At 51.5% G+C, this 24,726-nt stretch carries 22 protein-coding genes; 13 read left to right on the top strand and 9 right to left on the bottom strand.

The genetic code is table 11. From position 1 onward, the window contains the following. Nucleotides 1–35: 35 nt before the first annotated feature. The 5 genes from ACR64Q_RS13555 to ACR64Q_RS13535 all read left to right on the top strand — a co-directional run bounded on the left by ACR64Q_RS13555 (nucleotide 36) and on the right by ACR64Q_RS13535 (nucleotide 6,219). Entirely contained in the window at nucleotides 36–1,586 is a 1,551-nt protein-coding gene (locus tag ACR64Q_RS13555) for an N-acetylmuramoyl-L-alanine amidase (protein ID WP_313732192.1), read from the top strand. 85 nt (nucleotides 1,587–1,671) lie between these two features. Beyond that, a complete protein-coding gene (gene mutL / locus ACR64Q_RS13550; protein ID WP_313732193.1) occupies nucleotides 1,672–3,552 on the top strand; it encodes a DNA mismatch repair endonuclease MutL in 1,881 nt (626 codons plus the stop codon). Next, nucleotides 3,553–4,491, top strand: a complete 939-nt coding sequence (gene miaA, locus ACR64Q_RS13545; RefSeq protein ID WP_313732194.1) for a tRNA (adenosine(37)-N6)-dimethylallyltransferase MiaA — start codon at nucleotides 3,553–3,555, stop codon at nucleotides 4,489–4,491. Beyond that, nucleotides 4,484–5,083, top strand: coding sequence for a 5-formyltetrahydrofolate cyclo-ligase (locus ACR64Q_RS13540; RefSeq protein WP_313732195.1), 600 nt, complete (start codon nucleotides 4,484–4,486; stop codon nucleotides 5,081–5,083). Before miaA ends, ACR64Q_RS13540 begins: the two co-directional genes overlap by 8 nt. Then, the gene (locus tag ACR64Q_RS13535) at nucleotides 5,080–6,219 is read left to right on the top strand and encodes a type III PLP-dependent enzyme domain-containing protein (protein WP_313732196.1); all 1,140 of its coding nucleotides are present in this window, start codon (nucleotides 5,080–5,082) and stop codon (nucleotides 6,217–6,219) included. The genes ACR64Q_RS13540 and ACR64Q_RS13535 overlap by 4 nt, the downstream gene beginning before the upstream one ends. Before the next feature lie 22 nt (nucleotides 6,220–6,241). Here the strand turns inward: ACR64Q_RS13535 and ACR64Q_RS13530 are convergent, their stop codons facing one another. The 5 genes from ACR64Q_RS13530 to ACR64Q_RS13510 are packed head-to-tail and all read right to left on the bottom strand — an operon-like array spanning nucleotide 6,242 to nucleotide 9,475. Continuing rightward, nucleotides 6,242–6,652, bottom strand: coding sequence for a hypothetical protein (locus tag ACR64Q_RS13530; protein WP_313732197.1), 411 nt, complete (start codon nucleotides 6,650–6,652; stop codon nucleotides 6,242–6,244). A gap of 5 nt (nucleotides 6,653–6,657) precedes the next feature. Next, nucleotides 6,658–7,575 (bottom strand): class I SAM-dependent methyltransferase, encoded by a 918-nt coding sequence (locus tag ACR64Q_RS13525; protein ID WP_313732198.1) that lies wholly within the window; start codon nucleotides 7,573–7,575, stop codon nucleotides 6,658–6,660. Between the two features lie 56 nt (nucleotides 7,576–7,631). After that, entirely contained in the window at nucleotides 7,632–8,033 is a 402-nt protein-coding gene (locus tag ACR64Q_RS13520) for a hypothetical protein (protein WP_313732199.1), read from the bottom strand. Beyond that, the gene (locus ACR64Q_RS13515; RefSeq protein WP_026601336.1) at nucleotides 8,026–8,781 is read right to left on the bottom strand and encodes a tRNA threonylcarbamoyladenosine dehydratase; all 756 of its coding nucleotides are present in this window, start codon (nucleotides 8,779–8,781) and stop codon (nucleotides 8,026–8,028) included. The genes ACR64Q_RS13520 and ACR64Q_RS13515 overlap by 8 nt, the downstream gene beginning before the upstream one ends. Continuing rightward, nucleotides 8,774–9,475, bottom strand: a complete 702-nt coding sequence (locus ACR64Q_RS13510) for a TatD family hydrolase (RefSeq protein ID WP_483823336.1) — start codon at nucleotides 9,473–9,475, stop codon at nucleotides 8,774–8,776. The genes ACR64Q_RS13515 and ACR64Q_RS13510 overlap by 8 nt, the downstream gene beginning before the upstream one ends. A gap of 93 nt (nucleotides 9,476–9,568) precedes the next feature. Here ACR64Q_RS13510 and ettA point away from each other — a divergent pair, with 93 nt between their 5' ends. The 7 genes from ettA (at nucleotide 9,569) to ACR64Q_RS13475 (ending at nucleotide 17,750) form a co-directional block, all read left to right on the top strand. Continuing rightward, complete coding sequence (gene ettA, locus ACR64Q_RS13505) at nucleotides 9,569–11,233, top strand: energy-dependent translational throttle protein EttA (protein WP_020482488.1); 1,665 nt, start codon at nucleotides 9,569–9,571, stop codon at nucleotides 11,231–11,233. 191 nt (nucleotides 11,234–11,424) lie between these two features. Next, nucleotides 11,425–11,667: an RNA chaperone Hfq gene (gene hfq / locus ACR64Q_RS13500; RefSeq protein ID WP_020482487.1), complete on the top strand. Its 243-nt coding sequence runs from the start codon at nucleotides 11,425–11,427 to the stop codon at nucleotides 11,665–11,667. Between the two features lie 11 nt (nucleotides 11,668–11,678). Further along, complete coding sequence (hflX, locus tag ACR64Q_RS13495; protein ID WP_313732201.1) at nucleotides 11,679–12,944, top strand: ribosome rescue GTPase HflX; 1,266 nt, start codon at nucleotides 11,679–11,681, stop codon at nucleotides 12,942–12,944. Nucleotides 12,945–13,112: 168 nt separating this feature from the next. After that, nucleotides 13,113–14,306, top strand: coding sequence for an FtsH protease activity modulator HflK (hflK, locus tag ACR64Q_RS13490; RefSeq protein WP_020482485.1), 1,194 nt, complete (start codon nucleotides 13,113–13,115; stop codon nucleotides 14,304–14,306). 1 nt (nucleotide 14,307) lies between these two features. After that, nucleotides 14,308–15,162: a protease modulator HflC gene (gene hflC, locus ACR64Q_RS13485; protein WP_026146907.1), complete on the top strand. Its 855-nt coding sequence runs from the start codon at nucleotides 14,308–14,310 to the stop codon at nucleotides 15,160–15,162. A 71-nt stretch (nucleotides 15,163–15,233) separates the two neighbouring features. Continuing rightward, nucleotides 15,234–16,430: an ATP phosphoribosyltransferase regulatory subunit gene (locus tag ACR64Q_RS13480; protein ID WP_026601332.1), complete on the top strand. Its 1,197-nt coding sequence runs from the start codon at nucleotides 15,234–15,236 to the stop codon at nucleotides 16,428–16,430. A 24-nt stretch (nucleotides 16,431–16,454) separates the two neighbouring features. Further along, nucleotides 16,455–17,750, top strand: coding sequence for an adenylosuccinate synthase (locus ACR64Q_RS13475; RefSeq protein WP_026601331.1), 1,296 nt, complete (start codon nucleotides 16,455–16,457; stop codon nucleotides 17,748–17,750). Between the two features lie 121 nt (nucleotides 17,751–17,871). Here ACR64Q_RS13475 and ACR64Q_RS13470 read toward each other — a convergent pair whose 3' ends face one another. Together ACR64Q_RS13470 and ACR64Q_RS13465 are read right to left on the bottom strand one after the other, a co-directional pair. Then, entirely contained in the window at nucleotides 17,872–18,717 is an 846-nt protein-coding gene (locus tag ACR64Q_RS13470) for a sulfurtransferase (protein ID WP_026601330.1), read from the bottom strand. Nucleotides 18,718–18,719: 2 nt separating this feature from the next. Continuing rightward, nucleotides 18,720–19,697 carry an NAD(P)H-quinone oxidoreductase gene (locus ACR64Q_RS13465; protein ID WP_313732202.1) on the bottom strand — a complete coding sequence of 326 codons (978 nt, stop codon included), beginning with the start codon at nucleotides 19,695–19,697 and terminating at the stop codon, nucleotides 18,720–18,722. Between the two features lie 78 nt (nucleotides 19,698–19,775). Between ACR64Q_RS13465 and argC the strand changes: the two genes are divergently transcribed. Beyond that, a complete protein-coding gene (gene argC, locus ACR64Q_RS13460) occupies nucleotides 19,776–20,804 on the top strand; it encodes an N-acetyl-gamma-glutamyl-phosphate reductase (protein ID WP_313732203.1) in 1,029 nt (342 codons plus the stop codon). An 83-nt stretch (nucleotides 20,805–20,887) separates the two neighbouring features. Here the strand turns inward: argC and xdp1 are convergent, their stop codons facing one another. Beyond that, nucleotides 20,888–21,733: an exosortase-dependent surface protein XDP1 gene (gene xdp1, locus ACR64Q_RS13455; RefSeq protein ID WP_313732204.1), complete on the bottom strand. Its 846-nt coding sequence runs from the start codon at nucleotides 21,731–21,733 to the stop codon at nucleotides 20,888–20,890. 153 nt (nucleotides 21,734–21,886) lie between these two features. Beyond that, a complete protein-coding gene (gene prsT, locus ACR64Q_RS13450; protein WP_313732205.1) occupies nucleotides 21,887–24,688 on the bottom strand; it encodes an XrtA/PEP-CTERM system TPR-repeat protein PrsT in 2,802 nt (933 codons plus the stop codon). Between the last annotated feature and the right edge of the window lie 38 nt (nucleotides 24,689–24,726).

The following is a 24,726-nucleotide window of genomic DNA, read 5'->3' as shown; positions in this document are numbered from 1 at the left end:
AGTTGTCACTAGTGGAAATGTGGGGTATGCAGCAGATGTCTAAAATTTTCTGGATATGGGGTTTGTTATTGCCCACGTTTTCCGCATTCGCGGCTCAGACTGAACTGGGTGCGGTCACTTATTCATCGGCCAATCAACTGCTGGTCAATTTGCCGAGCACGGTCAAGCATCATGCGTTTGTGTTGAAAAGTCCTAACCGGTTGGTCGTGGATTTTGTCGATGCCAAAATGGCGCAGGGTTTGAATCAACCTGCCGCGGATCATCCTTTGTTCGGCTTTGCCCGCAGCGCGATGCGGAACAACAAAGATTTGCGTATCGTCGTTGAATTGAAAGCCGATGCGGACGCCAAGGTGGCGATGGTCGGCAAGAATTTGCAGATCGATTTAGCGGCAAAAGACCAGCCGGTGCAACCTCAGTTGGCAGCCAAGCCAGCGGAAAGAGCGTTTACTCCGGTTGCGGCGCTTAAAACTGAAAAGCCGGCAGCTACCCCAGTGGTTGCCGTTGCCGAAAAAGTCGATAAACCCAGCAAGAAATCCGAGACCATTGCCAAACCTGTCGCGGTTAAATCCGTCCCCAAAGCCAAAGGTCGTAACATCATCGTCGCCATCGATGCCGGCCACGGCGGTAAGGATGTCGGTGCTCAGGGCGCAAACGGCACTCAGGAAAAAGATGTGGTGTTTGCGATTGCCAAGAGTTTACAAGGGATGGTTAACAGCCAGCCGGGCATGAAAGCGGTGATGATTCGCGACGGCGATTATTTTGTGAAATTAAACGAGCGTCGCCGCATTGCCCGGGCCGCCAAAGCCGATTTGTTCGTGTCCATCCACGCCGATGCATTTAGCGACAGTCAGGCCCATGGCGCATCTGTCTATACCTTGGCCAGCAATGGCGCTTCCAGCGCTGGCGCGGGATGGTTGGCAGCCAGCGAAAACGCAGTCGATGGCGGCGGTGCCGGCGAGGACAGGGATGACACCTTGACCTCGGTATTGATGGACTTATCTAACAAGGCCGCAAAAGAAGCGAGTCAGAATGTCGGTAACAAGGTGCTGAAAAGCGTGAAAAGCGTCGGCCATCTGCACAGAAGCGCGGTGCAAAAAGCCGGCTTTGTGGTGTTGAAGTCTGCGGAGATCCCGTCGATTTTGGTGGAAACCGCCTTCATTTCCAATCCGGAAGAAGAGCGTCGTTTGAACACCAAGGCCTATCAAAACAAAATGGCTTCTGCTGTGTTTAGCGGGATAGTGGGCCACTTTAAACAATATGCGCCGGCCGATACGATGATGGCGCAGCTGAATCGTTCCGGCAAATCCAAAGCCGTGCAACTGGCTGCGTTGGATGTGGATGACAAAGAACCGGTGGCGAAAGCGAAAACAGAGCAAAAACCGGTATTGGCGGCTAGAGAGCAGGATGCTGCCCCGACCATGGTGGCGAGCAATGCCGGGACTCATCATGTGATCAACCGCGGCGAAACGCTGTCCGGCATAGCCCAGCAATACGGCATCAGCATGCGGGCGTTGCGTATGGCCAATGCGATGAACGACGGCAACGTACGTATCGGCCAAGTATTGCAGATTCCGCGAGACAGCTAATCCAACTATCTTAAAGCGGGGCGAATCATTTCGCCCCGTTTCATTTTCATCCGCTAAAATACGCGCTTTTGTTTGAGCGCGGTCGATGCGGATTCATGCTTTACCTACCCAATTAGTCAATCAAATCGCCGCCGGCGAGGTGGTCGAGCGGCCGGCGTCCGTAGTCAAAGAACTGGTGGAAAATTGTTTCGATGCTGGCGCCACTCAGATTCAAATCGATGTCGAGCAGGGCGGGGCGCGGCAAATCAGGATTCGCGACAACGGTTGCGGTATCGTCAAAGATGACTTGGCGTTGGCTTTGTCCCGGCATGCGACCAGCAAGATTGCCTCGTTGGATGATTTGGAACATGTGATTAGCATGGGCTTTCGCGGTGAGGCCTTGCCCAGCATCAGCTCGGTGGCGCGTTTGACCTTGATTTCCCGCACCTCTGACGCCGAATGTGCCTGGCAAGTCAGTGCCGACGGCACCGAGCAAAACTTCGACCCGCAACCCGACCCGCATCCGCCCGGCACGACTGTGGATGTGCGCGATTTGTTTTACAACACCCCGGCCCGCCGCAAGTTTTTAAAGGCTGAGAAAACCGAGTTTGTCCATATCGAGAGTTTGATCCAGAAACTGGCGTTGGCGCGTTTCGATGTGGGTTTTGTCTTAAATCACAATCAACGCGAAGTGATCAATCTGAAACCGGCGGTGACGCAGGAAGCCCAGGAAAAACGCATCGCTGCAATTTGCGGCTCAGCGTTTGTCGAAAACAGTGTGAAGATCGACTTTGCCGCCTCCGGTTTACATCTGCACGGCTGGGTCGGCTTGCCGACCTTTTCCCGCAGCCAGCAGGATATGCAGTTTTTTTACGTCAATGGCCGATTGATCAAGGATAGGCTAGTCGCCCATGCGGTGAAACAGGCTTATCAGGATGTGCTCTACCACGGCCGGCATTCGGTGTTTGTCCTGTATCTGGAACTCGATCCGGCCTTGGTTGACGTCAATGCCCACCCGACCAAACTGGAAGTGCGTTTTAGGGAAGGGCGCATGGTGCACGATTTTCTGTTTCAGGCGTTGCATCGTAGCTTGGCGGATCAGCGACCGGGCGGCGCTGGCGCGGCGCAACAGATTGAATCAGTCGCTGATTTTTCAGAAACGCAAACCAATGTAACGCCGGTGCGGATGCCGTTAAATCAGCAAACTTCCTTGCCGCTGACTTTGCCTGAACCCGGTTTGGATAGTGTTCAACAACGATCCGCACCCGAGGCGTTCGGTGCGTATCGCTACCCGTCCGAACGAGCGAATTTGTCCGATGTCGCTGAACAAATTAAAGCTTACGGAAAACTGTATCCGCAATCGGACCGCGTCAACCCAACCCAGCCAACCATCGAATCAGCGATCCCTCCCTTGGGTTTTGCGCTGGCGCATATTCACAATATTTACATCCTGGCGGAAACCGCCAACGGCATTATTTTGGTCGATGCCCACGCCGCCCATGAACGAGTGACCTATGAACGGTTGAAACAGCATTATCACCATCGGGCCATTGTCTCCCAGCCCTTATTGCTGCCGATCAAATTACAGGTGACCGCTGCCGAGGCCGACTTGGCGGAGCAAGAGCATGAATTTTTTACGGGTTTGGGTTTTGAAATAAATCGCTCCGGCCCGGAAACCGTGGTGCTGAGAGCCACGCCGGCCTTGCTGGCAAAAGCCGATTTCGATCAGTTGGTGCGCGATATTTTGGCCGATCTGGCCACCCACGGCGTCAGTCATAAAGCCCAGGAAAGTCTTAATGCGATTTTGGCGACCATGGCTTGCCATAGCTCGGTGCGCGCCAAACGCAAACTCAGCATCGAGGAAATGAACGCCTTGTTGCGCGATATGGAACAGACCGAGCGTATCGGTCAATGCAACCATGGCCGGCCGACCTGGGTGGCGCTGAGTCATCAGGATTTGGACCGGTTTTTCATGCGCGGCCAATAAATGACTGGCATAAACAAACCCACGGCCATCTTATTGATGGGGCCGACTGCATCCGGCAAGACCGCGCTGGGCGTGGCGATGGCGCAAGCCTTGAACGCCGAGATTATTAGCGTCGATTCGGCCTTGGTCTACAAAGGCATGGACATCGGCACCGCCAAGCCCACGCTGGCGGAGCGAGCTGGAGTGCCGCATCATTTGATCGATATTCTCGATCCCCGCGAAGCGTTTTCCACCGGCCAATTCCGCAACCGCGCTTTGGAGTTGATGGCAGATATTACGGAGCGCGGCAAATTGCCCTTGTTAGTCGGCGGCACCATGTTGTACTTCAGTGCCTTGACGCAGGGCTTGGCGCAATTGCCTGAAGCCGATCCGGAGATACGCCAGCGATTAGATCAGGAATTGCAAGACTTGGGTAAGGAGGTGTTGCATGCCCGCTTGGCGCAAGTTGATCCGCAAGCGGCGGCGCGGATTCATGTCAACGATCCGCAACGCATTCAGCGGGCCTTGGAAGTTTATGAAATCAGCGGCCGGCCGTTATCCAGTTTTTTCGATGCTGATCAGCAGGCTGAGCATCCCTTTCGGTTTATCAAACTCATCGTCGCGCCGGAGCAGCGCAGTACCTTACACGCCAAAATCGCCGAACGCTTCGATCAGATGCTGACGCTGGGCTTTCTCGATGAGGTCCAGGCGTTATGGCAGCGCGGCGATCTGGATGAAAGCATGCCGTCGATTCGCTGCGTCGGTTACCGGCAGGCTTGGTCCTATCTGAGCGGCGAATACGACCTGACTACAATGCGGGACAAAGCCATTATCGCCACCCGGCAACTGGCGAAGCGCCAATTTACCTGGTTGCGCAAGGAGCAGGATGCCCATCATTTGATCACTGGCTCTAAAGACCTAGTCGAACAAGCCTTGGCCTATTGCAGCGCCTATGAATAAAGCCGAACAGCGCCAAATCGCCTACGCGGCGCGTAATGCTCAGGCCGATAAGGATGCGATCAGCGCCGAAATTTGCCGGCGTGTCGTCGAGCAGCCATGGTATCGCGCCGCGCGAACGGTCATGTGGTATCTGCATTGTCGTTCCGAAGTAAGGACCCTGCCAGCCGTTGCTACGGAATTAAAAAGCGGCAAGCTCATTGTCATCCCTTATTGTACGGTCGATAACGAGGGCCATAAGCAACTGGGTTTGTGGCAGTTGGAAGCTATCGACGAATTGCAACCGGGCATGTGGAATATTCTCGAGCCGCCGCGGGCACGTTGGCTGGAGCCCGCAAAGCAAGTTGGCGCGGATGAGCTAGATGTGGTCATTGTGCCCGGCGTGGCCTTCGACCGGCAAGGCGGGCGCTTGGGCAACGGTGCCGGCTATTACGACAGGCTGCTTGAAAAGGTGCGTGCCGATGCGGTGCTGGCGGCGGTGTGCTACGAAGCGCAATTAATGCCGCACGTCGCGACGGCTGCTCATGATGTGTTTATGGACTATGTGGTTACCGAGCGCGCGATTTATGCGGGCAACAGGCATGCTCGGCGATGAAGTGGGACGAGTTAAAACGACAGATTCCCACCAGCCCTGCCTTGGTGTTGGACGAAGCGCGAATTCTTGCCAATCTAAAACCTCTGAAAACGATAAGGCAAGCAAGCGGCTGCAAAATTTTGTATTCGATGAAGGCGTTGCCTCTGGCGGCATTGCTGGCGCTGATAAAAGATCAAGTCGACGGCTTTTCGGTCAGCTCCCTGTTCGAGGCGCGATTGGCGAACGAGGTGTTGGCAGATGCGGGGGCTAGTATCCATTTGACCACGCCCGGCATGCGTCCTGACGAATTTCCTGAGCTGAGCAAGCTTTGCAGTCACATCAGCTTCAATTCGCTGTCGCAGTATCAACGTTTGCACGGGTTGGCTGACGGCTATTCGAAAGGCTTGCGAGTCAATCCCAAGCTGTCGTTTGCCAACGATCAACGCTACGATCCGTGCCGGCTTCATTCCAAATTGGGTGTCGATATTGAGTTACTACAAACCGGTTTGCCGGCGGGTATCGAAGGGCTGCATTTTCACACGGTGTTCGCTTGTCTGGATTTCGCACCGTTGCAACAAACCCTGGAAAAACTGCTGCCGATTCTGAAACGCAGCCAGCTTAAATGGTTGAATCTGGGCGGCGGTTATTTGTATCACGACATCGCGAACCAGGCGCAAATCGTCGAATTGATTAAGAGGCTGAAGGCTGAGTTTGGTGTGGATGTGTATGTGGAGCCGGGTAAGGGGGTGGTCGGTAATGCCGGTTATTTGTTGACCACTGTGTTGGATCGGTTTGTCAGTGACGGCAGGGATGTGTTGATTTTGGATACCTCGGTGAATCATCACCCGGAGGTGTTCGAATATCAGATGAAACCGCGGTTGCTGGAAGAAGATGGTGCCGGTGAACAGTCGGCAATTTTGGCGGGCTCGACCTGCCTGGCCGGCGATGTGTTCGGCGAATATCGGTTTGGTCGGATTCCCGAGGTTGGCGAGCTTTTAGTGTTTGCCGATGTGGGGGCGTATTCGCTGATTAAGGCCAACCGGTTCAACGGTTATAAGCTGCCGGATGTTTATGGCGTCAATCCGGCCCGCTGGGTGCTGCAAAAGCGTGATAGTTATGCCGATTATCGCCGGCAATGGACGAACAGCGACGACTAGCGTTTCGCTGCCGGTTTGACGTTTAAGGGTGGGCGTGCGGGGGCGCTGGCTCTTGGTCCAGGCCGGTCATTAGCGCTTCCATCTTCTGAATGCTGGCATCGCAGCCTTCGATGCTGGCTTGCACTTTGGCCTTAAAGCGCAAGCCCATGTGTTCGCCATCGCTTTCCCGTTCCGCGTATTCGTTCAACAGATGACAGGCATCGTGCATGGCTTGTTCGGTATTTTCGAAGGCCTCGTTATCCGGCAATTGCTCGGCTTCACTGAGCATCATGAGTCGACTTAATACCGTGCTCTGGTGACGGAATACCGATTCGGCGTAGTCGGCAAAGCTGTCATGCTGGCTATTGGCTGGTACGCTGGCGCAACCGATTACGCCGCAGCTAACCAGTGTAAACAGAGTCAGAAACTTCAAACGTGGTAAGACCGTCGGCATCGTGTTTAAGCCTTTTGCGCAGTAAAAATGCAATATTCGGTGAGTTTTTCGGTAAACAACTGATGTTGGGCCAAGCCGACCAAATAGTTGGCGGTTTGTGCCTTGGAACGCAGTCCCAGCCATTGGCTGATAGTCTGTACCGGTTTCAAGCGTTTGGCTACTTTGTACATATGCTCCACCGAGGCATGGGTTTGCGCGGTGATGTCGTGGCAAATGATGTCTTGAAAACCTTGTTGTGCCAACAAGCCGCTGAATTCATCCCGCGCACACAGATTCGGCACGGCCCAACCGTTCAAACAGGTGACTACCGCCTGCCATTGCTGTTCGTTAAATTGCCGCTGCAATACAAAGCCGTCGCAGACCACAATCCGGCCGCCGGGACGCAATACCCGCCAAGCCTCGCGCAAAAAGTCGCCTTTGTACAGCGCATGACATGAGCTTTCCAAAGCCCAGACTACATCAAATGACGCGTCGGGGAAGGGGGTGGCGCAAAAGTCGGCGATTTCGAAATCGACCCGTTCCGCAACGCCGTGGCGTTTAGCGTGTTGGCGGGCATAATCGGCTTGTTTGGCGCTGATGGTGATGCCGGTTACCCGGTTGCCATGCTGTTTGGCCATCCAGATCGTGCTGCCGCCGATACCGCAGCCAGCGTCCAGAACTTTATCGCCGGCTTGAATGCCGGCCTTTTCATAAAGAATCTGATTTTTGTTCAGCAAGGCTTGATGCTGATCATAGGGCTTGGTCTCGTCCCAATAGCCGTAATGTAAGGCCAAATTGTCACGGTTGCACCAGGCCACCAGATAATCGTTGTAGCAATCGTCGTAGTGTTTCGCGGCGTCCGCTTGCAGTTCGGTGCTGGATAATTCGGCGTTATCGCGCAGGCTTTGGTCGCGGTAATCTTGATTGGGTTCTAGGTTGTACATCGTAGCGGGAATCGAGGAACGGGACGACTGAGCGTAAGGCAAGGTAAACGGCCGGATTAGTTGGGTTGCCGGCCATTATAATTCAGATCGGCGATTCGCTTCATGCTAGCCGACAGATTGTTTAGTTGCGGGTGATTGATTTCCAGCGCGGCGAATATCTGTTTTATGGCTAACTCTTTGATTTTCTCGGGTTCCATGCCAAAGCGAATCTTGAACAAGCGCCGCTGTTTGCCGACCGGTAGTGTTGCCAGAATTTCGCTTAAACGTTGATCGATCAATTGACGAGCTAGAGCAAGTTCGGGACTTAAACCTTCGTCCTTGGCTTGGAAAGCGGGTTGGGTGGGCACGGGGATTGGCTGATTTGCCGTGGCCGCGCGCTGGCGCATCTCCTGCAAACGTGAGCTTTTGCCTGGATTGACCAGCAGCGAATCCGCTGGACGGGTGGGTGATTTATCCATGATGTTTGTTGTGGGTTGAATGCGCGGGATCGTGAATCAAATTGCGTATCACCACCGAGGCGCAGACGCCGCCGAAAGCCGCCGGCAAATAAGAAATGGTGCCGTATGCTGACTTTTTATAATTGCTGCCGTCGGTAAACATTAACGAATCCTTGTTGACCACTTCCGGGGAAAACACCACCTTCACACCGCGGCTGATGCCGTGTTTGCGCAAACGTGTGCGAATGAATTGCGCAAACGGGCAGTTATACGTTTTGGAGATGTCCACGACCTTGAGATGCGTCGGATCCATCTTGCCGCCGGCGCCCATCGAGCTGACGATTTTCATGTTGCGGGCCTTGGCGGCGCGGATCAGCGTGATTTTTGGCGTCAAGCTGTCGATGGCATCGACCACATAGTCGTAATGCTGGCTCAATAGCTCGTCGGCAGTATCGGGTGTGATGAATTCGTGCTTGATGGTCAGTTTTAAGTCCGGATTGATCGCCAGTAAGCGTTCACCCATGATGTCAGCCTTTGACTGGCCGTGGGTGGTCGATAGCGCCGGCAACTGCCGATTGCGATTGCTGGGATCGACTACATCGCCATCGACGATAGTCATCTCGCCAACCCCGGCCCGGCAGATAAATTCAGCGGCAAACGAGCCCACGCCGCCCATGCCTACTACCAGCACATGAGATTGCTGGAGCTTATCCAGTTTGGGCTTGCCTATCAGCAGTTCGGTGCGGGAGAGCCAGCTTGTATCAGTCATTCAGAAATACTCGTTTGAAATTGCTCAGGATTTGTTGGCGCAAGGTCGCGATGTCTAAGCCAAGCATTTTAGCCGCAGCGGCGTATATTGCGTCAATGGATACGTTTGCGGCGTCGGTTTCTAGGAACAAGTGATCAGCGGGCGTGCAGCTGAGCGCTTTGCCGGCATGGCTGCGAGGATTCAGCAACGCCGCGCCAAAGGAAAGATAAACCCCGTGTCTTAGTAATTGTTCAGCCAAGGCAGGTTTGCCGCTAAAGCCGTGGATGATCCAGGGTGTCTCGGTGTTTGGTGTGGATTTTTTAATCTGAATCAGCTCGTTGAAGGCGCGCACACAATGGATGATTAGCGGTTTGCCGAGTTGGTTCGAGAGTTCGATCTGGCTGACGAATGCTGCGGTTTGTAGCGTCAAAGGCGCAGCAATCGCATTATCCAGTCCGCATTCGCCGATTGCCAGTAGGTGTGGATCCTGGCTTGCCGCACGGATTTTCCCTAAAGCTGTTTCGGCGTCTTCTTCGCCGAGGTGCCAGGGATGTAAACCCAAGCTGTAAAAAACGTTGTGTGTTGCAGTGACGTCGAAATCCTGGGTGGTGATGCTGAGTATTTCAACGGTCTGAAGGGCGCCGGTTTGGTGGCAATGGATGTCAATGTAGGCATCGGCCAAGCTCAGCGCCTGGTTAGCTGTTTCAATTTTCACTGAATTACCATCTGTTACTCGATAAAAATTAACACCCTTAAAAAACCGTTATCGCACGGTATAATGCTATTTTATTTCTTCAGCAGAAAAACAATGGCGCAATATATTTTTTCGATGAACCGGGTCGGCAAGATCGTACCGCCCAAAAAGTACATCCTTAAAGACATTTCTTTATCGTTTTTTCCTGGCGCCAAAATTGGTGTGCTCGGTTTGAACGGCTCCGGTAAATCCACGCTGCTGCGCATCATGGCCGGCATCGACAAGGAAATCGAAGGCGAAGCGATTCCGCTGAAAGGCACCAAGATCGGCTATCTGCCGCAAGAACCGCAACTGGATCCGAATAAAACCGTGCGCGGCAATATCGAAGAAGCTGTCGCGGAAATAAAGGATGTATTGGCCAGATTGGATGCGGTCTACGCCGCTTACGCCGATGCCGACGCCGATTTCGATGCGCTAGCCGCCGAGCAGGCCAAGCTGGAAGATATTATCAACGCTTGCGACGGGCATAACCTGGATCGCACGCTGGAAGTTGCGGCTGACGCCTTGCGATTGCCGGATTGGGATGCCGACGTTACCAAATTATCCGGTGGTGAAAAACGCCGGGTGGCGTTGTGCCGTTTGTTGCTGTCCAAGCCTGACATGCTGCTGCTGGACGAGCCGACCAACCACTTGGATGCCGAATCGGTGGCGTGGTTGGAGCGCTTTCTGCATGACTATCCAGGCACGGTGGTAGCGGTAACCCACGATCGATACTTCCTGGATAACGTTGCCGGTTGGATTTTGGAGCTGGACCGCGGCATGGGCATTCCGTGGGAAGGCAACTATTCGTCTTGGCTGGAACAAAAGGAAAAACGCTTGGAACTGGAGGAGAAACAGGAATCTTCTCGGCAAAAAGCCATGAAAGCCGAGTTGGAGTGGGTGCGTTCAAACCAAAAAGGCCGGCACGCGAAGAGCAAGGCGCGTTTGGCGCGCTTTGAAGAATTGTCGTCAGTCGAAACGCAAAAACGTAACGAGACCCAGGAAATTTATATTCCACCCGGTCCACGTCTGGGCGATGTGGTGATCGACGTTGAGAACATCAGTAAGGGATTTGGCGACAGACTTTTGATCAATAATTTGAGCTTCAAATTGCCGCCGGGCGGGATTGTAGGCATCATCGGTCCTAACGGTGCCGGTAAAACCACCTTGTTCAGGATGATGGCTGGTTTTGAAAAACCGGATGCCGGCGACATCAAATTTGGTCAAACCGTGCAGATGGCCTATGTCGATCAGTTGCGCGACGACATGGACAACAACAAAACGGTTTGGGAAGAAATCTCCGACGGTCTGGACATGATTACAGTCGGCAAATATGAGACGCCGTCCCGGGCGTATATCGGCCGCTTTAACTTTAAGGGTGGCGATCAACAAAAACGCATCGGCGAATTATCGGGCGGCGAACGCAATCGTGTGCATTTGGCCAAGCTGTTGAAAAGCGGCGGCAACGTGTTATTACTTGACGAACCGACCAACGATTTGGATGTGGAAACCTTGCGGGCACTGGAAGAGGCTTTATTGGCTTTCCCCGGTTGCGCAGTGGTGATCTCGCATGATCGCTGGTTCCTGGATCGTATCGCCACGCACATGCTGGCATTCGAAGGCGATAGCGAAGTGGTCTGGTTTGAAGGTAACTATGCCGACTACGAAGCCGATAGGCATCGCCGCTTGGGTACGGATGCGGATAACCCGCATCGTCTCAAATATAAAAAAATCGGCTAAGCTGAACTTAAGCGGCCGTTGTTATTTTCGCAACGGCTTTGCTAATAAAGATCTGATTGAACTTGAAATAGCGCAAACCAGTCCCAAAGTCATTAACAGTTTTTTATTGATCCGCAGCCCGCGTGTTGAAATTGGTGGGTGTAGCGGGTAATGTATTAATAGCGCACCGAACAATAATAAGGAGAAATAGGATGTCGAAAGCACAAAACTTGCAGGACAACTTTTTGAATGCCCTCAGAAAAGAACACACCCCAGTGTCGATTTTTTTGGTTAACGGTATCAAACTGCAAGGCCGCGTCGATTCTTTCGACCAATACGTGGTGATGCTGAAAAACACTGTGAATCAAATGGTTTACAAGCATGCCATATCCACTATCGTTCCCGGCAAAAATGTCACGATGCACCGTGATCCCGACGTTAGCGATGAAAGCTAAGAGGTTATTTTTTGTTTGAACGTCCCGATGCGGGTGAACGAGCTATTCTCGTTCACCTCAATTTGCAAGCTGGTCAGGAAGACCTCGACGAGCTGAAAGAACTAACCAAATCCGCAGGCGCTCAGCCCACCCATGTAGTTACCGGAAGCCGTTATCGGCCAGATCCGAAATATTTCGTTGGTACTGGCAAGGTAGAAGAAATCAGGTCGGCGATTATCGAGCACGAAGCCAATATCGTTATCGTCAATCATCCGCTAACACCCAGCCAAGAGCGCAATTTGGAAAAAGCGCTGGAAGTCAGGGTGGTGGATCGTAACGGTCTGATCCTGGATATTTTTGCGCAGCGGGCGCAAACCTTTGAAGGTAAATTGCAGGTCGAACTAGCGCAGCTCAAACATCTGTCTACCCGCTTGATTCGCGGCTGGACGCATTTGGAGCGGCAAAAGGGCGGTATTGGTTTGCGTGGTCCCGGCGAAACCCAGTTGGAAACTGACAGGCGGTTGTTGGCGGTGCGTATAAAGCAAATTCAACAGCGCTTGGGGAAGGTTGAAAAGCAGCGTCATCAAGGTCGTAGCAAGCGCAAAAAAGCCGAAATTCCTACCGTATCTTTAGTTGGCTACACCAACGCCGGTAAGTCGACGCTGTTCAACACCTTAACCGGTGCCGGTATTTATGCGGCTGATCAATTGTTTGCTACGCTGGATCCTACCTTGCGGCAATTGTCGCTCAGTAATGGCGGCGAAATCATTTTGGCGGATACCGTCGGCTTTATCCGGCATTTGCCGCATGAATTGGTGGCAGCATTTCGTTCCACTTTGCAGGAAGCCAGCGAAGCGGATTTGTTGTTGCATGTGATCGATGCGGCTGCCGAAGATCGTGAAGACACGATCTATCAGGTAAACCAAGTCTTGAGCGACATCGACGCCGCTAAAATCCCCCAGTTGATGGTGTTCAACAAAATTGATTTGCTCGAGGATGTGGCGCCGCATATTGATTACGATGCTGACGGGAAACCCGTCAGCGTCTGGATTTCCGCGCAAAACGGGGTAGGCTGTGATTTGTTGCAGCAAGCTTTGTCCGAGTTATTTGCTAGCAGCAAGGTGATTCGAAAATGCTATTTGCCAGCCGGCCAAGCGGGATTAAAAGCAAAGTTATTCACTTTCGTGAAAATAATCGACGAAGTCAATAACGATAGCGGCGATTGCGAATTGACGATAGAAATCGACAAAAAGCATTTGGGCTTGTTGAAGGGTATTGATGTCCATGAGCAGGTTTGATCGGCCGATTGCCGGAACAATCACCTAGTTATTTGCTCGGAAATGGCTAACTTACGATAGAATGGCGGTTTTTTCGGATAGACAAGCCAACGCTTCGAGTCATCGAACAGGCTGTCCATACGAGATGCAGCTTTAGAGTTTTCAAATCCAATTTTTGGAGTGTTTGGTATGTCTTGGAATGAACCCGGCGGTGGTAAAAAAGACCCCTGGAGTGGTCGTAATGATAAGAATGATCCACCCGATTTGGACGAGGTAATTCGTTCGCTACAGGACAAACTCGGCGGTATTTTCGGCGGCGGTTCCAAAGGCGGTCTCGGCAGCGGGCCGTCAATGAAAGGCGTGGGTTTACTGGCTGCAGGCGCCGTTATTCTCTGGGGTTTGAGCGGGTTTTATACCGTGGACGAAGGTACGCGTGGCGTGGTCACCCGTTTCGGTGCCTATGTCAATACCACTCAGCCGGGTCTGAACTGGCATATCCCGTCACCTGTAGAGCAGGTAGCCGTCATCAATGTCGAGCAACAACGCTTTATCGAAGTGGGTTACCGTTCCGGCGGCGGGCAGGGTATGGGCTCAGTGCCGAAAGAAGCGATGATGCTGACCAAAGACGAAAATATCGTCGACGTCCGTCTGGCTGTCCAATACCAAGTCAAGGATGCCAAGGATTATGCGTTTAACGTGCTGGATCCCGCCTCAACTCTGAAACAAGTCACCGAAAGTGTGCAGCGTGGCGTGATCGGTCGTAGCGACATGGATTTTGTGCTGACCGAAGGCCGTAGCGACATCGTGCTGGCGATCAAATCGGAAATTCAGTCGGTAATGGATGCTTACAAAACCGGCATATTGATCACTAGCGTCAACTTGCAAGACGCTCAGCCGCCCGAACAAGTGCAAGGTTCTTTCGAAGATGCCATCAAGGCGCGGGAAGACAAACAGCGCTTGATTAACGAAGCGGAAGCGTATTCGAATGACGTGGTGCCTAAAGCCCGCGGTGCGGCTTCGCGTATCGTGCAAGAATCCGAAGGTTACAAAGAAAAAGTCATTGCCCGCGCGAACGGTGATGTCAGCCGCTTCTCGCAATTGCTAACCGAATACAAAAAAGCGCCGGCGGTAACCAAGCAGCGGATGTATATTGAAGCGATGGAGTTGGTTTTGGGTCGCTCCAACAACGTACTGGTTGATGTGAAAGGCGGCAATAACATTATGTATCTGCCGCTGGAGAAGTTGGCGAATAAGGCCGTCGAGGACGCCGCGCCGGCACCAGTAATCAGCCATGAACCGGTTTCTTTGCCTTCGCAGCCTGTGAAAGAAATTAAAACCGATGTGCGCGCGTCAAGCCGTGAACGCGATGTGAGAGGACGCTAAGATGGGAAATAAGATTTTAGTCGCCGTTGGCGCAGTAGTAGTCTTGCTCTCGATGTCGGTATTTACCGTGGCCGAAACCGAGCGGGTAATTAAATTTCAGTTGGGCGAGATCGTGGGAGCCGATTTCCAACCGGGCATGCATTTTAAATTGCCTTTCATTAACAACGTTAAAAAATTCGACGCCCGAATCCTGACCATGGATTCGACGCCTGAGCGCTTTTTGACAGCGGAAAAGAAAAACGTTATTGTCGATTCTTTCGTGAAATGGCGGATTGGCGATGTTAAAACCTTTTATACCACCGTTGCCGGCGATGTGAATCAGGCCAATATCCGTCTCGATCAAATCATCAAAGATTCCGCGCGTAGCGAGTTCAGTAAACGCGAGATCAAACAATTGGTTTCCACAGATCGTAGCGCGATTCGTGATGCGTTGATTACCAATGTGTCGCCGCATGCCGCGAAACTGGGTATCACTATCGTCGACGTGCAAGTAAAACGCATCGATTTGCCTGCTGAAGTCAGCACCTCGGTTTATCAAAGAATGGAAGCCGAACGGGCCCGGGTTGCTCGCGAGTTTCGTTCGCAAGGTTCTGAAGCCGCCGAGCGGATTCGCGCGGATGCCGATAAACAGCGGGAGATCATTTTGGCGAATGCTTACCGCGATTCCGAAGTGATGCGCGGCGAAGGCGACGCTAAAGCAGCCGATATTTTCGCTAAGGCCTACAGCGAGGACAGCGATTTCTTTGCTTTCTATCGCAGCCTGATAGCTTATAAGGAAAGTTTGGGTAAATCCGGCAACATCATGGTGCTGGAACCCAATTCCGACTTCTTCAAATATTTCAAGAATCAGAAATAAACTCCTTTTGGATTATGTATAGTCAAACGCCCCGCCTCGCGGGGCGTTTGCTGTGTTTGAGATAGACAAAAATGCAAAAAAAAGACACCTGGCTGTTGCCGGAAGGGATTAGCGAAGTATTGCCGGAACAGGCAGCGCACCTCGAGACCTTGCGTAGAAAACTTTTGGATACTTTTGCCTGCTGGGGCTACCAGTTGGTTATTCCACCGTTCGTAGACTTTCTGCAATCCTTGCTCATCGGTTCCGGGCACGATCTGGATTTGCAGACTTTTAAGCTGACCGATCAGTTGAGTGGAGAAATGTTGGGCGTGCGGGCGGATATGACGCCGCAAGTTGCCAGAATCGATGCACATCACTTTCAGCACGATGGCCCGACCCGGCTGTGCTATGCCGGTACCGTGTTGCACACCTTGGGTGATCCGTTGGAAAAGAGCCGTAGCCCGATGCAGATCGGCGCTGAACTATACGGTCATGCAGGCCTGGAAAGCGATTACGAAGTCATCCAACTGATGCTGGAAATGTTGGCAATTAGCGGTCTGCAGAATGTGCACCTGGATTTAGGGCATGTCGCTATTTACCGGGCCTTGGCTGAGCATGCCGGTCTCAATCCGCAGCAGGAAGCCGAATTGTTCGATGTTCTGCAGCGTAAGGCCAGAACCGAATTGGCGGAATTGCTTGCCGAGTTTGAGATTGACGCACGTTACAAAGACATATTCAATGCCTTGCCGAAGCTGAATGGCGGTAGGGATATACTGGACAAAGCCAAAGCATTATTAACCGGTTTTGCCGGTGCCGATGAGATTGTCGGCGCTTTGGCCGATTTACAAGGTATATCCGATAAATTGCGCCGCGATTTTCCGGCGTTGACGGTGAGTTTCGATTTGGCCGAGTTACGTGGTTATCACTATCACACCGGCATGGTGTTCGCGGCTTTTGTGCCTGCTCTGGGCAAAGAAATCGCCCGTGGCGGCCGTTACGATAACATCGGCGAAGTGTTCGGCCGAGCGCGAGCCGCTACGGGTTTCAGTGCGGACTTAAAAGTATTGGCCAGTATGTTTAAAGTTGATGATGAAGCGGCTCAGGTGGTGTTTGCGCCCTTTGCGGAAGACGCCGATTTGCGGGAAGCGGTCAGAGATTTACGCGCGCAAGGCGTGGCGGTGATTCAACATCTGCCGGAACAACAAGGCGGCGCCGAACAGCAGGGCTGCAACGCTATTTTAGAAAAACACAATCAACAGTGGGTCGTTAGATCAATAAGCTGTCGTTAAACCACTAGTTTAAGGTTAGATAATATGGGAAAGAATGTTGTTGTTATTGGCACGCAATGGGGCGATGAAGGTAAAGGTAAGCTGGTCGATCTTTTAACCGAACAAGCTGCTGCGGTGGTGCGCTTTCAAGGCGGTCACAATGCCGGTCACACCTTGGTGATTAATGGCGAAAAAACGGTGTTGCATCTGATTCCTTCCGGGGTTTTGCGCGAAGGCGTGCAGTGCATGATCGGCAACGGCGTGGTGCTCTGTCCGGAAGCTTTGTTGAAGGAAATCGAGATTCTGGAAAAATCTGGAGTGCCGGTTCGGCATAGGTTGCAAATTAGCGAAGCCTGTGCCTTGATTCTGCCGATACACGTCGCTATCGATCAGGCCCGCGAAAAAGCCAGGGGTAGCAAAGCTATCGGTACTACCGGGCGCGGCATTGGGCCTGCTTACGAAGATAAGGTAGCCAGACGTGGCCTGCGAGCGGGCGATTTGCGCAATAGCGAGGAATTTGCCGCGCGCTTAAAAGAGCTGGTTGAATATCACAACTTCATGTTGACTAATTATTATCATGCCGAGCCTGTGGATTATGACGCGGTGCTGGCGAATACCTTGCGCTTGGGCGAGATCATCAAGCCGATGCTGACCGATGTTGGGGAGGCTATCTACAGCTATCAAAACCAAGGTGAGAACGTGCTGTTCGAAGGTGCGCAGGGCGCACTGCTGGACATTGACCACGGTACTTATCCCTATGTCACTTCGTCCAATACGACGGCAGGCGGCGCTGCCACCGGTACCGGCGTGGGACCTTTGGCGCTGGATTACGTGTTGGGTATTACCAAAGCCTATTCCACCCGAGTGGGTAATGGCCCGTTCCCGACCGAATTGCTGGATAACTATGGTGAACATCTTGGTGTGAAAGGCCACGAGTTTGGTGCCACGACAGGGCGTAAGCGCCGTTGTGGCTGGTTCGATGCGGTATCAATGCGCAAATCAGCCCAATTAAATAGCTTGAGCGGTATTTGTCTGACCAAGCTGGATGTGCTGGATGGCCTGGACAAAATAGGTATCTGCACCGCTTACAAGATTAACGGTCAAATTACGGAAACCGCGCCGTTGGGTGCTGATCAATACGCTGCGTGTGAAGCGGTGATTGAGGAAATGCCGGGTTGGACCGGTACTACGGCCGGCGTCACCGATTTTGCGCAATTGCCGGAAAATGCCAAAGCCTATATTGCGAGGCTGGAACAACTGGTCGGTGTAAAAGTAACGATTTTGTCCACGGGCCCGGACCGGAACGAAACTATAGTCTTGGAAAATCCATTCCAGGCCTAACGCTTAAGTATTAAACCTTCGTTTAAGACGCTGAATTTATTCAGCGTCTTGTCTTTCCGCTCAATTAATAACTGGTTTAGAGAAATCCTTTAAACACGTTTGTTGTCTTTGATGGCGCCACTCAATCGGTTGCGACCGGTCTATTTCGGTTGGTAATCCATTCGCTCCATGAGCCGGCGTAAAGTTTCGAGCCGCTTAATCCTGCAATTTCCATCGCTAACAGGTTGTGACAGGCGGTCACACCGGATCCGCACATATGTACTACGTGCTCGGCAGGATAAGGAGTAACTAGCGCGCTAAGTTGTTGGCGCAACTGGTCGGCGGGTAAAAATAATCCCGATTTGTCCAGATTAGTTTGCAGCGGCCTATTTAGCGCTTTGGGTACATGGCCGCCTACTGGGTCTATGGGCTCTTGCCAGCCATAAAAGCGTTCAGGTGTTCTGGCATCTATCAAGGTGATTTTTCGTGTCGCCAAACCGTTTGCTACTTGTTCGGCGTCCAGCCATTCTTTGTTGTCCAGATAGACGCGGAATTGGCTGGCTGTAATTTTCGGAAGCGCGGTAGTGACCGGCAAGTCTTGCTTTTGCCAGCGCGCAAATCCGCCATCCAACACAGCGACCTGAGTATGACCCATCGTGCGTAGCAGCCACCACATCCGGCCGGCAAACGCGCCGCCGGCATCGTCATAAACCACGATTTGACTACGATTGTTAACGCCCCACTCGCCCAGCTTTTTGCCTAATAATGCAAAGTCCGGTAACGGGTGGCGGCCGGTGTAGGATCGCACAGGCGAAGACAAATCCTGGTTTAAATCAGCATAGCGGGCGCCGGGAATATGGCCTTGTCGATAGGCTTTATGCCCAGCTGTCACCTCAGCTAGCGAGAATCGGCAGTCGAATATTCGCCAATCCGGATTGTTCAGGTTAGCAGCTAAAATGTCTGTGGAAACCAGCGTGGTGTAGGACATGCTTATACCTCCAAAATAATTTTACCGATATGTTGGCTGCTTTCCATGCGCTCGTGGGCCTGGGAGGCCTGATCTAGCGGAAAAACCGAATCGATGATGGGTTTGAGTTGGCCGGATTCCAGTAGCGGCCAAACCTTTGCAAAAAGTTGTTGGGCTATTTTAGCCTTGAACTCGTCGTTGCGGGGGCGCAAGGTCGTGCCGGCAATGGTAAGGCGTTTCATCAGCACGGATGCTAGATTGATTTCGCTCTTGCCGCCGTTCTGGATGGCAATCTGTTGTAGTCGGCCGTCCATAGCCAGGCATTTCAAGTTACGGGGCAAGTAGTCGCCGCCGATTATGTCTAAAACGACATTAACGCCTTTGCCGCCGGTGTGATGCATAACGGCTTCGACAAAGTCTTGTTGCCGATAATTGATCGCAAGGTCTGCGCCCAATTTTTGGCAATGCCGGCATTTTTCTTCGTTACCCGCCGTGACGATGACTCGGCCGCCGAAGGCTCTGCCGAGTTGAATCGCGGTCGTGCCGATGCCGCTGGTGCCTCCATGTACCAATAAGCTTTCACCGACTTGCAGTTTTGCACGGTCGAAAATATTGCTCCAGACCGTAAAAAAAGTTTCCGGCAACGCGGCGGCTTGAATAAAACTCAAGCCTTTCGGTAATGGTAGGCAGCAACAGGCGCTTGCCAAGCAATATTCAGCATAACCTCCGCCGGTTAGTAAGGCGCAAACCGGGTCACCAATATTATATTCGCTTACTTCGTTGCCGAGTGCGACGATAGTGCCAGCGACTTCCAATCCGAGAACGGTGGATGCGGCAGGTGGCGGCGGATACAATCCTTTACGTTGCATGAGGTCGGGTCGATTTACTCCGGCGGCCACAACTTTTATCAGCACTTGATGGGCGGCGGGAGTGGGTTGCTGCTGATCAACGACAATTAAATTGTTGAACTCGGCGGAGCGATAAATCTCGATGGCGCGCATGGTGTTAAGCTTTGCGGAGAGAGTGTCGTATTATATGCGCCGCATTTGACTAACAGTATTTTTTCAACGAGAGCATTCATGATACGTGCAGGCATTGTCGGCGGTACCGGGTATACCGGCGTCGAATTATTAAGAATTTTGGTATTGCATCCTCAGGTCGAGGTTAGCGTAGTGACTTCTCGAGCTGATGCCGGCTTGCGAGTGGATCAGCTATATCCAAGCTTAAGAGGCTACTGTGATGTGAAATTTACGTTGCCGGAGTTGGATAATTTAAAAGACTGCGATGTAGTGTTTTTCGCCACGCCAAACGGCACCGCAATGTTGATGGCTGAGGCGGCGCTGGCACTCGGTATCAAGGTTATCGATTTATCTGCCGATTTCCGGATTAAAGACCGGCAGGAATGGGAAAAATGGTATGGCATGCAACACGCCAGTCCGGATTTGATCGGCGAAGCCGTCTACGGTTTGCCGGAAGTTAATCGCGAGCAAATCAAGCAAGCGCGTTTAATCGCTTGTCCTGGATGCTATCCGACTGCCGTGCAACTCGGCTTTTTGCCGTTATTAGAGTCCGGAGCGATAGATAAGCAGCACTTAATCGCCGATGTAAAATCCGGTGTCAGCGGCGCCGGGCGCAAGGCGGAGATTTCTTCTTTGATGAGCGAGGCGGGAGAGAGTTTTAAGGCCTACGCGGTTGCCGGGCATAGACATTTGCCGGAAATTACTCAGGGTTTGCAAAATATCGCCAAGCAGGCTGTTGAGCTAACTTTTGTGCCGCATCTGACGCCTATGATTCGGGGGATTCACGCCACGCTCTATGCGCGTTTAAAACGAAAGCTGGATTTGCAAAGTCTGTTTGAAGAGAGGTATCGGGAAGAAAGATTTGTGGACGTGTTACCGACTGGCAGTCATGCCGACACACGCAACGTACGCGGCAGTAATCGCTGTCAAATTGCGATACATCAGCCGCAAGGCGGCGATACGGTGGTGATTTTGTCCGTGATTGATAACTTGGTGAAGGGCGCGTCGGGGCAGGCAGTGCAAAATATGAATCTGATGTTCGGGTTGCCTGAGCATGAGTCGTTAGAGACCGTTGCTTTATATCCTTAAGTTGCATTAAAACGTGTGACATAAAAAAACCGCCTTCCGGTTTTATTCGGTAGGCGGTTTTTTATTCTGGATCCTAAGTCGTTTTATGCAGCCAAAGCCTGATTTTTGCGGTTTATTCTCCAGCCCAAAATGCCGCTAGCCAATAACAACAAGCTGGTTGGCTCTGGAACGCTGCCGACGCCACCGCCACCGCCTGGAGTTCCTGCTGTGCCGACAAGCTGGGTAAGCTTGAAGTAGTCGTTGCTGTTATTCAACTGGCTGGAAGGATCACCTTTACCTGAACCCCAGCTGCTGCTGTACGCGCTAATCAACCAAAGACTTGAAGACAGGTTGCTCGGGTTGATGTCTTCAGCCACGTCTCCGACTGTATTGTAACTACCTACGAATTCCCAGCTGTTGCTAAGGAGACCGGAAATACTTTTTCCGGAAATATCTGCTGCGCCAGTAAGTGGACCGCTAGCTGGTACTGCACCGGTATACCTAAGAACCGAAATATCCGAATCGTAGGCCGTGGTATCCGGCCAGCCGACAGTTAGCTTGTCTAAAATGGTGCTGCCATCAAACCGAAATAGTACGGCTTCGATTCTGCCGTTGTTATCAACCGCATGGTCCGGAAAGCTGCTCGTCGTCTCTGAGCCGCTTAATACACCCAGGCCGTTAGCACTACCGTACCAAGCCAGTGTGGCTGTAGAAAAAGTTGAAGTACTTGTAGTCCCGACTGAGTATGCTCCCATACTCTGAATGCCCGCCGGTGTCACTGAACTAGTACTGTTTATAGTCCATACCGTGGCGTTAACCGACCATGGGGCCAGCAATAGAGTTGCTATAGCCAAGAATTTTGGGGTCATAATGTCCTCACATTTTTTTCGAATTTTACCTTCCGCTATTGTCTTCGCCGGTCTGGAAATAACCATTGTACTATTGGTCATAAACAAAGAATTACGGTCTGTTTATTTGTAAGCACTTAATGGGCCATAGTAAAATTATTATTTGAATACAATGGTTTAATTGCTCATTTGTGAATAAATAAGATCGGCAGTTGTGCGCGGTGTAAAAAATTACGACATATTTTAAAAAATCGACTACCTGCTGAGCTTTTCAAGCAGTACTTTGGCTTGTTCACGGCCATTGAAAATAGCGTCGCCTTTTAGCGCTTCTTGCAATTCTTGCTTAGCCTCTTCCTGGCGTTGCAACTGATTGAGGGCAACAGCGATATGGTAGCGTATCTCAGGATCTTGCGAGAGTAGTGAGTGTGCGTTTCGTAAGTAATGAAGCCCCTGTTCTATTTGTCCTGTGTTAACGAGAATCCAGCCCAAGGTGTCGTTCGTTGCCGGCTGGTCAGGGGCCAATTTATGGGCCTTTTCGGCAATGGATAAGGCTTTGTTGTTGCCGGTATTGAGATACACATAAGCAAGGTTGTTCAGAAACTGTGGTTCGTTGGGGAACTGTTTCAATAGCTCGACGTAGTATTTTTCTGCCTCTTTAAACTTTCCGCTTTTCAGTAATTCGTTCGCAAAGGCAGCCATCGGTAGTTGGTCTTGAGGATGCTTTTTGACCCACTGATCCAGTAAATTAAAGGCTTTGTCCGACTGATCGATTTTTTTCAAGTTTTCATAGAGCAGCATCAATGATGTTGTATCCGGCTCCAGGTCGAAAGCCGCTTGGTAATGGCTATTGGCCAAACTAAGGTTTTTGTCATGATCGGCAATGTTTCCCAACAGTCGGTGGGGAAAGGCGCGTTTTGGATATTGTTTTAGCAGGCTTTCTGCGCGGTTCAATGCAAATACTGGTTTCCCATGGATCAGTTCCATTTCCACCAAGGCAATTTGCGAAGGTATATGATTTTCGTCAACCAATACTGCTTTTTTCAAGGTCTTTATTGCTTCAAAATAATCGCCTGCATCTATTTGGTAACGAGCTGCTTTGTAAAGTTGTTTGACATTAAACCGTGCTTGGTCGGCCATGCGGATAAATACACCTAAGGCTTTGTCCTTATTGTTGTTAGCTAAGTAGCTTCGAGCCAGGGCGTCGATAACCTGGGGGTTGTTCTTATCGATCATTTCCGCCGCTTGTGCTGCGGCATTAGCCTCTGCAGCTTTGCCCATCTTCAGATTCAGCTCAACCAAAGCCAAAAGTGTCGGTAATGATTTTTGGTCTATCATCTTCGCTTTTGCTAGCCAATCATTGGCTGCCTGATAGCGCCCGGCGCTTTGTTCGACTTTGGCCAACTCAATAAGAATATCTATGTCACCCGGGTGACTTTGCTGCAAGGTTTGTAGGCGCTGTCTGGCTTGATCAAATTTGTTCTCGCCAACGTCCAGTTTACTTAGGTTAATTTGCGCGTCGAGAAAATTGGGGTTGAGTTCAATCGCCTTCTCGAAACTTTGCCGCGCCTGTTTATACTGCCCAGTGCTAACTTGGGCCGTCCCCAGTAAATTTAATAGTGTAAAGTTTTTCGACGCTTTCTCATGTAGCGCTTGCGCGGTTTTTAACGCTTTTTCCGGTTCACCACGGCTCATGTAAAGTGCCACGAGAGGAATACCTGCTTGGATAGCATCCGGGTTTTTTTTGAATGCCACTTCAAGGTCTTGAACTGCCGCCTGTTCCTGGCCCATTGCTAATCTGTTAAGTCCTATTTCGGTTTGCAGGCTAGCGCTGTCACTGCCTAACGCAGCGGCTTTTCCAAACATATTATTGGCCATATCGTGTTTGCCGGCCTTCATGAAAGCGCTTCCCAATAAAAATGCCAAACGCTGATCCTGGGGATTGCGGATTTGCATAGGGCGGAGCAAATCAATAGCTTGTTCGGGTTCGTTTTTCTCTAAAAGTATGGTGGCTAGCAATTTATAGGTACCTGATTGTTCCGGGTATTGCTTAACATACAGACGCAAATACTCTGCTGCCAAGTCGAATCTTTGCAGGCTGTAGTTAACCAAGCCGGAGAGCATTAAAGTCGGACCATGTGCCGATAAATATTCCGGTTTGATACCGGTGATGATGTCGGCTGCCACTTCCAATTCTTTGGTCGCCGCTTCTTTCTGGTTATTGCGCTCGAGTAAAACCGCATGTAGATAGGCTGCTTTCGGTTCAAAAGGATAAGCCCTGCGTACATATTCCAAATCTTGCTGTGCCCGCTCGTCTTGTTTTAAGTCCATTAAAAGGCCCGCTCTGGCAAGTCGTGTGTCTACATGATCGGGGTTAAGCTCTATCGCCTTGTCGTAAAATTTTAGAGCTTCGTCCAGTTCCATGTTGGCATGCTTGATCGAGCCTTTTGCATACCAAACGCCGGCATCGTTGGCTTGCATTTGTATAGCTTTCTCGGCGGCTTGATCGGCGCCTTTAATGTCACCACGTTTTAACAGTGCATTCGCGCGCCCAATTGCGGCATTAACCTGGTTGGGAGCAATTTGCAAGGCAATGTCGAATTCATTCAGCGCTTCGCTGATTAAATTGAGTTGCAGATATGCGTTACCCCGGTAAACATGCAAAATCGGGCGCAAACCAGTGTTGAACTGCGCGGGATCGATTTCCTTCAGCAGGTCGTTGTAGCGGATTTGGTAGGTATAGAGCTTGGCCAAGTTTTCAGCTATTAAAGATGGATCCGCGCCTAATTGTTTGGCTAAGCCAAGTTGGACTTCTGCTTCCGTCAACGATTTCTGTTGCAAGTAAATTTCACCAAGCAGCATGTGAGCCGAAACATACCTTTCATTTTGCTGTAGCGCATTCTTTAACTGGATGATGGCTTCGGCGTTATTTTGATTTCTGTAGGACTGTAACGCGGCTTCGTAAAACTTGCCGGCCTGAATGTCATCGGCAACGCTTATCTGCACGGGGTTAAGCGCCAGAATCAGCAGTAGTTTATTTAATGGGAAATTGGGTTTCATCGGATTTTTGCGCATAGCGAAGATGGGGTTGCTCAAGT

It is taken from the genome of Methylomonas sp. 2F7, from assembly GCF_057126975.1.
The sequence above is the reverse complement of the archived record's forward strand: the minus strand, read 5'-3'. Positions and strand labels throughout refer to the sequence as shown.

Excerpts from the sequence above, each read along its gene's own strand:
- ACR64Q_RS13555 (WP_313732192.1), top strand. The coding sequence starts at position 36 with ATGTCTAAAATTTTCTGGATATGGGGTTTGTTATTGCCCACGTTTTCC.
- mutL (WP_313732193.1), top strand. The coding sequence starts at position 1,672 with ATGCGGATTCATGCTTTACCTACCCAATTAGTCAATCAAATCGCCGCC.
- miaA (WP_313732194.1), top strand. The coding sequence starts at position 3,553 with ATGACTGGCATAAACAAACCCACGGCCATCTTATTGATGGGGCCGACT.
- ACR64Q_RS13540 (WP_313732195.1), top strand. The coding sequence starts at position 4,484 with ATGAATAAAGCCGAACAGCGCCAAATCGCCTACGCGGCGCGTAATGCT.
- ACR64Q_RS13535 (WP_313732196.1), top strand. The coding sequence starts at position 5,080 with ATGAAGTGGGACGAGTTAAAACGACAGATTCCCACCAGCCCTGCCTTG.
- ACR64Q_RS13530 (WP_313732197.1), bottom strand. The coding sequence starts at position 6,652 with ATGCCGACGGTCTTACCACGTTTGAAGTTTCTGACTCTGTTTACACTG.
- ACR64Q_RS13525 (WP_313732198.1), bottom strand. The coding sequence starts at position 7,575 with ATGTACAACCTAGAACCCAATCAAGATTACCGCGACCAAAGCCTGCGC.
- ACR64Q_RS13520 (WP_313732199.1), bottom strand. The coding sequence starts at position 8,033 with ATGGATAAATCACCCACCCGTCCAGCGGATTCGCTGCTGGTCAATCCA.
- ACR64Q_RS13515 (WP_026601336.1), bottom strand. The coding sequence starts at position 8,781 with ATGACTGATACAAGCTGGCTCTCCCGCACCGAACTGCTGATAGGCAAG.
- ettA (WP_020482488.1), top strand. The coding sequence starts at position 9,569 with ATGGCGCAATATATTTTTTCGATGAACCGGGTCGGCAAGATCGTACCG.
- hfq (WP_020482487.1), top strand. The coding sequence starts at position 11,425 with ATGTCGAAAGCACAAAACTTGCAGGACAACTTTTTGAATGCCCTCAGA.
- hflK (WP_020482485.1), top strand. The coding sequence starts at position 13,113 with ATGTCTTGGAATGAACCCGGCGGTGGTAAAAAAGACCCCTGGAGTGGT.
- hflC (WP_026146907.1), top strand. The coding sequence starts at position 14,308 with ATGGGAAATAAGATTTTAGTCGCCGTTGGCGCAGTAGTAGTCTTGCTC.
- ACR64Q_RS13480 (WP_026601332.1), top strand. The coding sequence starts at position 15,234 with ATGCAAAAAAAAGACACCTGGCTGTTGCCGGAAGGGATTAGCGAAGTA.
- ACR64Q_RS13475 (WP_026601331.1), top strand. The coding sequence starts at position 16,455 with ATGGGAAAGAATGTTGTTGTTATTGGCACGCAATGGGGCGATGAAGGT.
- ACR64Q_RS13470 (WP_026601330.1), bottom strand. The coding sequence starts at position 18,717 with ATGTCCTACACCACGCTGGTTTCCACAGACATTTTAGCTGCTAACCTG.
- ACR64Q_RS13465 (WP_313732202.1), bottom strand. The coding sequence starts at position 19,697 with ATGCGCGCCATCGAGATTTATCGCTCCGCCGAGTTCAACAATTTAATT.
- argC (WP_313732203.1), top strand. The coding sequence starts at position 19,776 with ATGATACGTGCAGGCATTGTCGGCGGTACCGGGTATACCGGCGTCGAA.
- xdp1 (WP_313732204.1), bottom strand. The coding sequence starts at position 21,733 with ATGACCAATAGTACAATGGTTATTTCCAGACCGGCGAAGACAATAGCG.
- prsT (WP_313732205.1), bottom strand. The coding sequence starts at position 24,688 with ATGAAACCCAATTTCCCATTAAATAAACTACTGCTGATTCTGGCGCTT.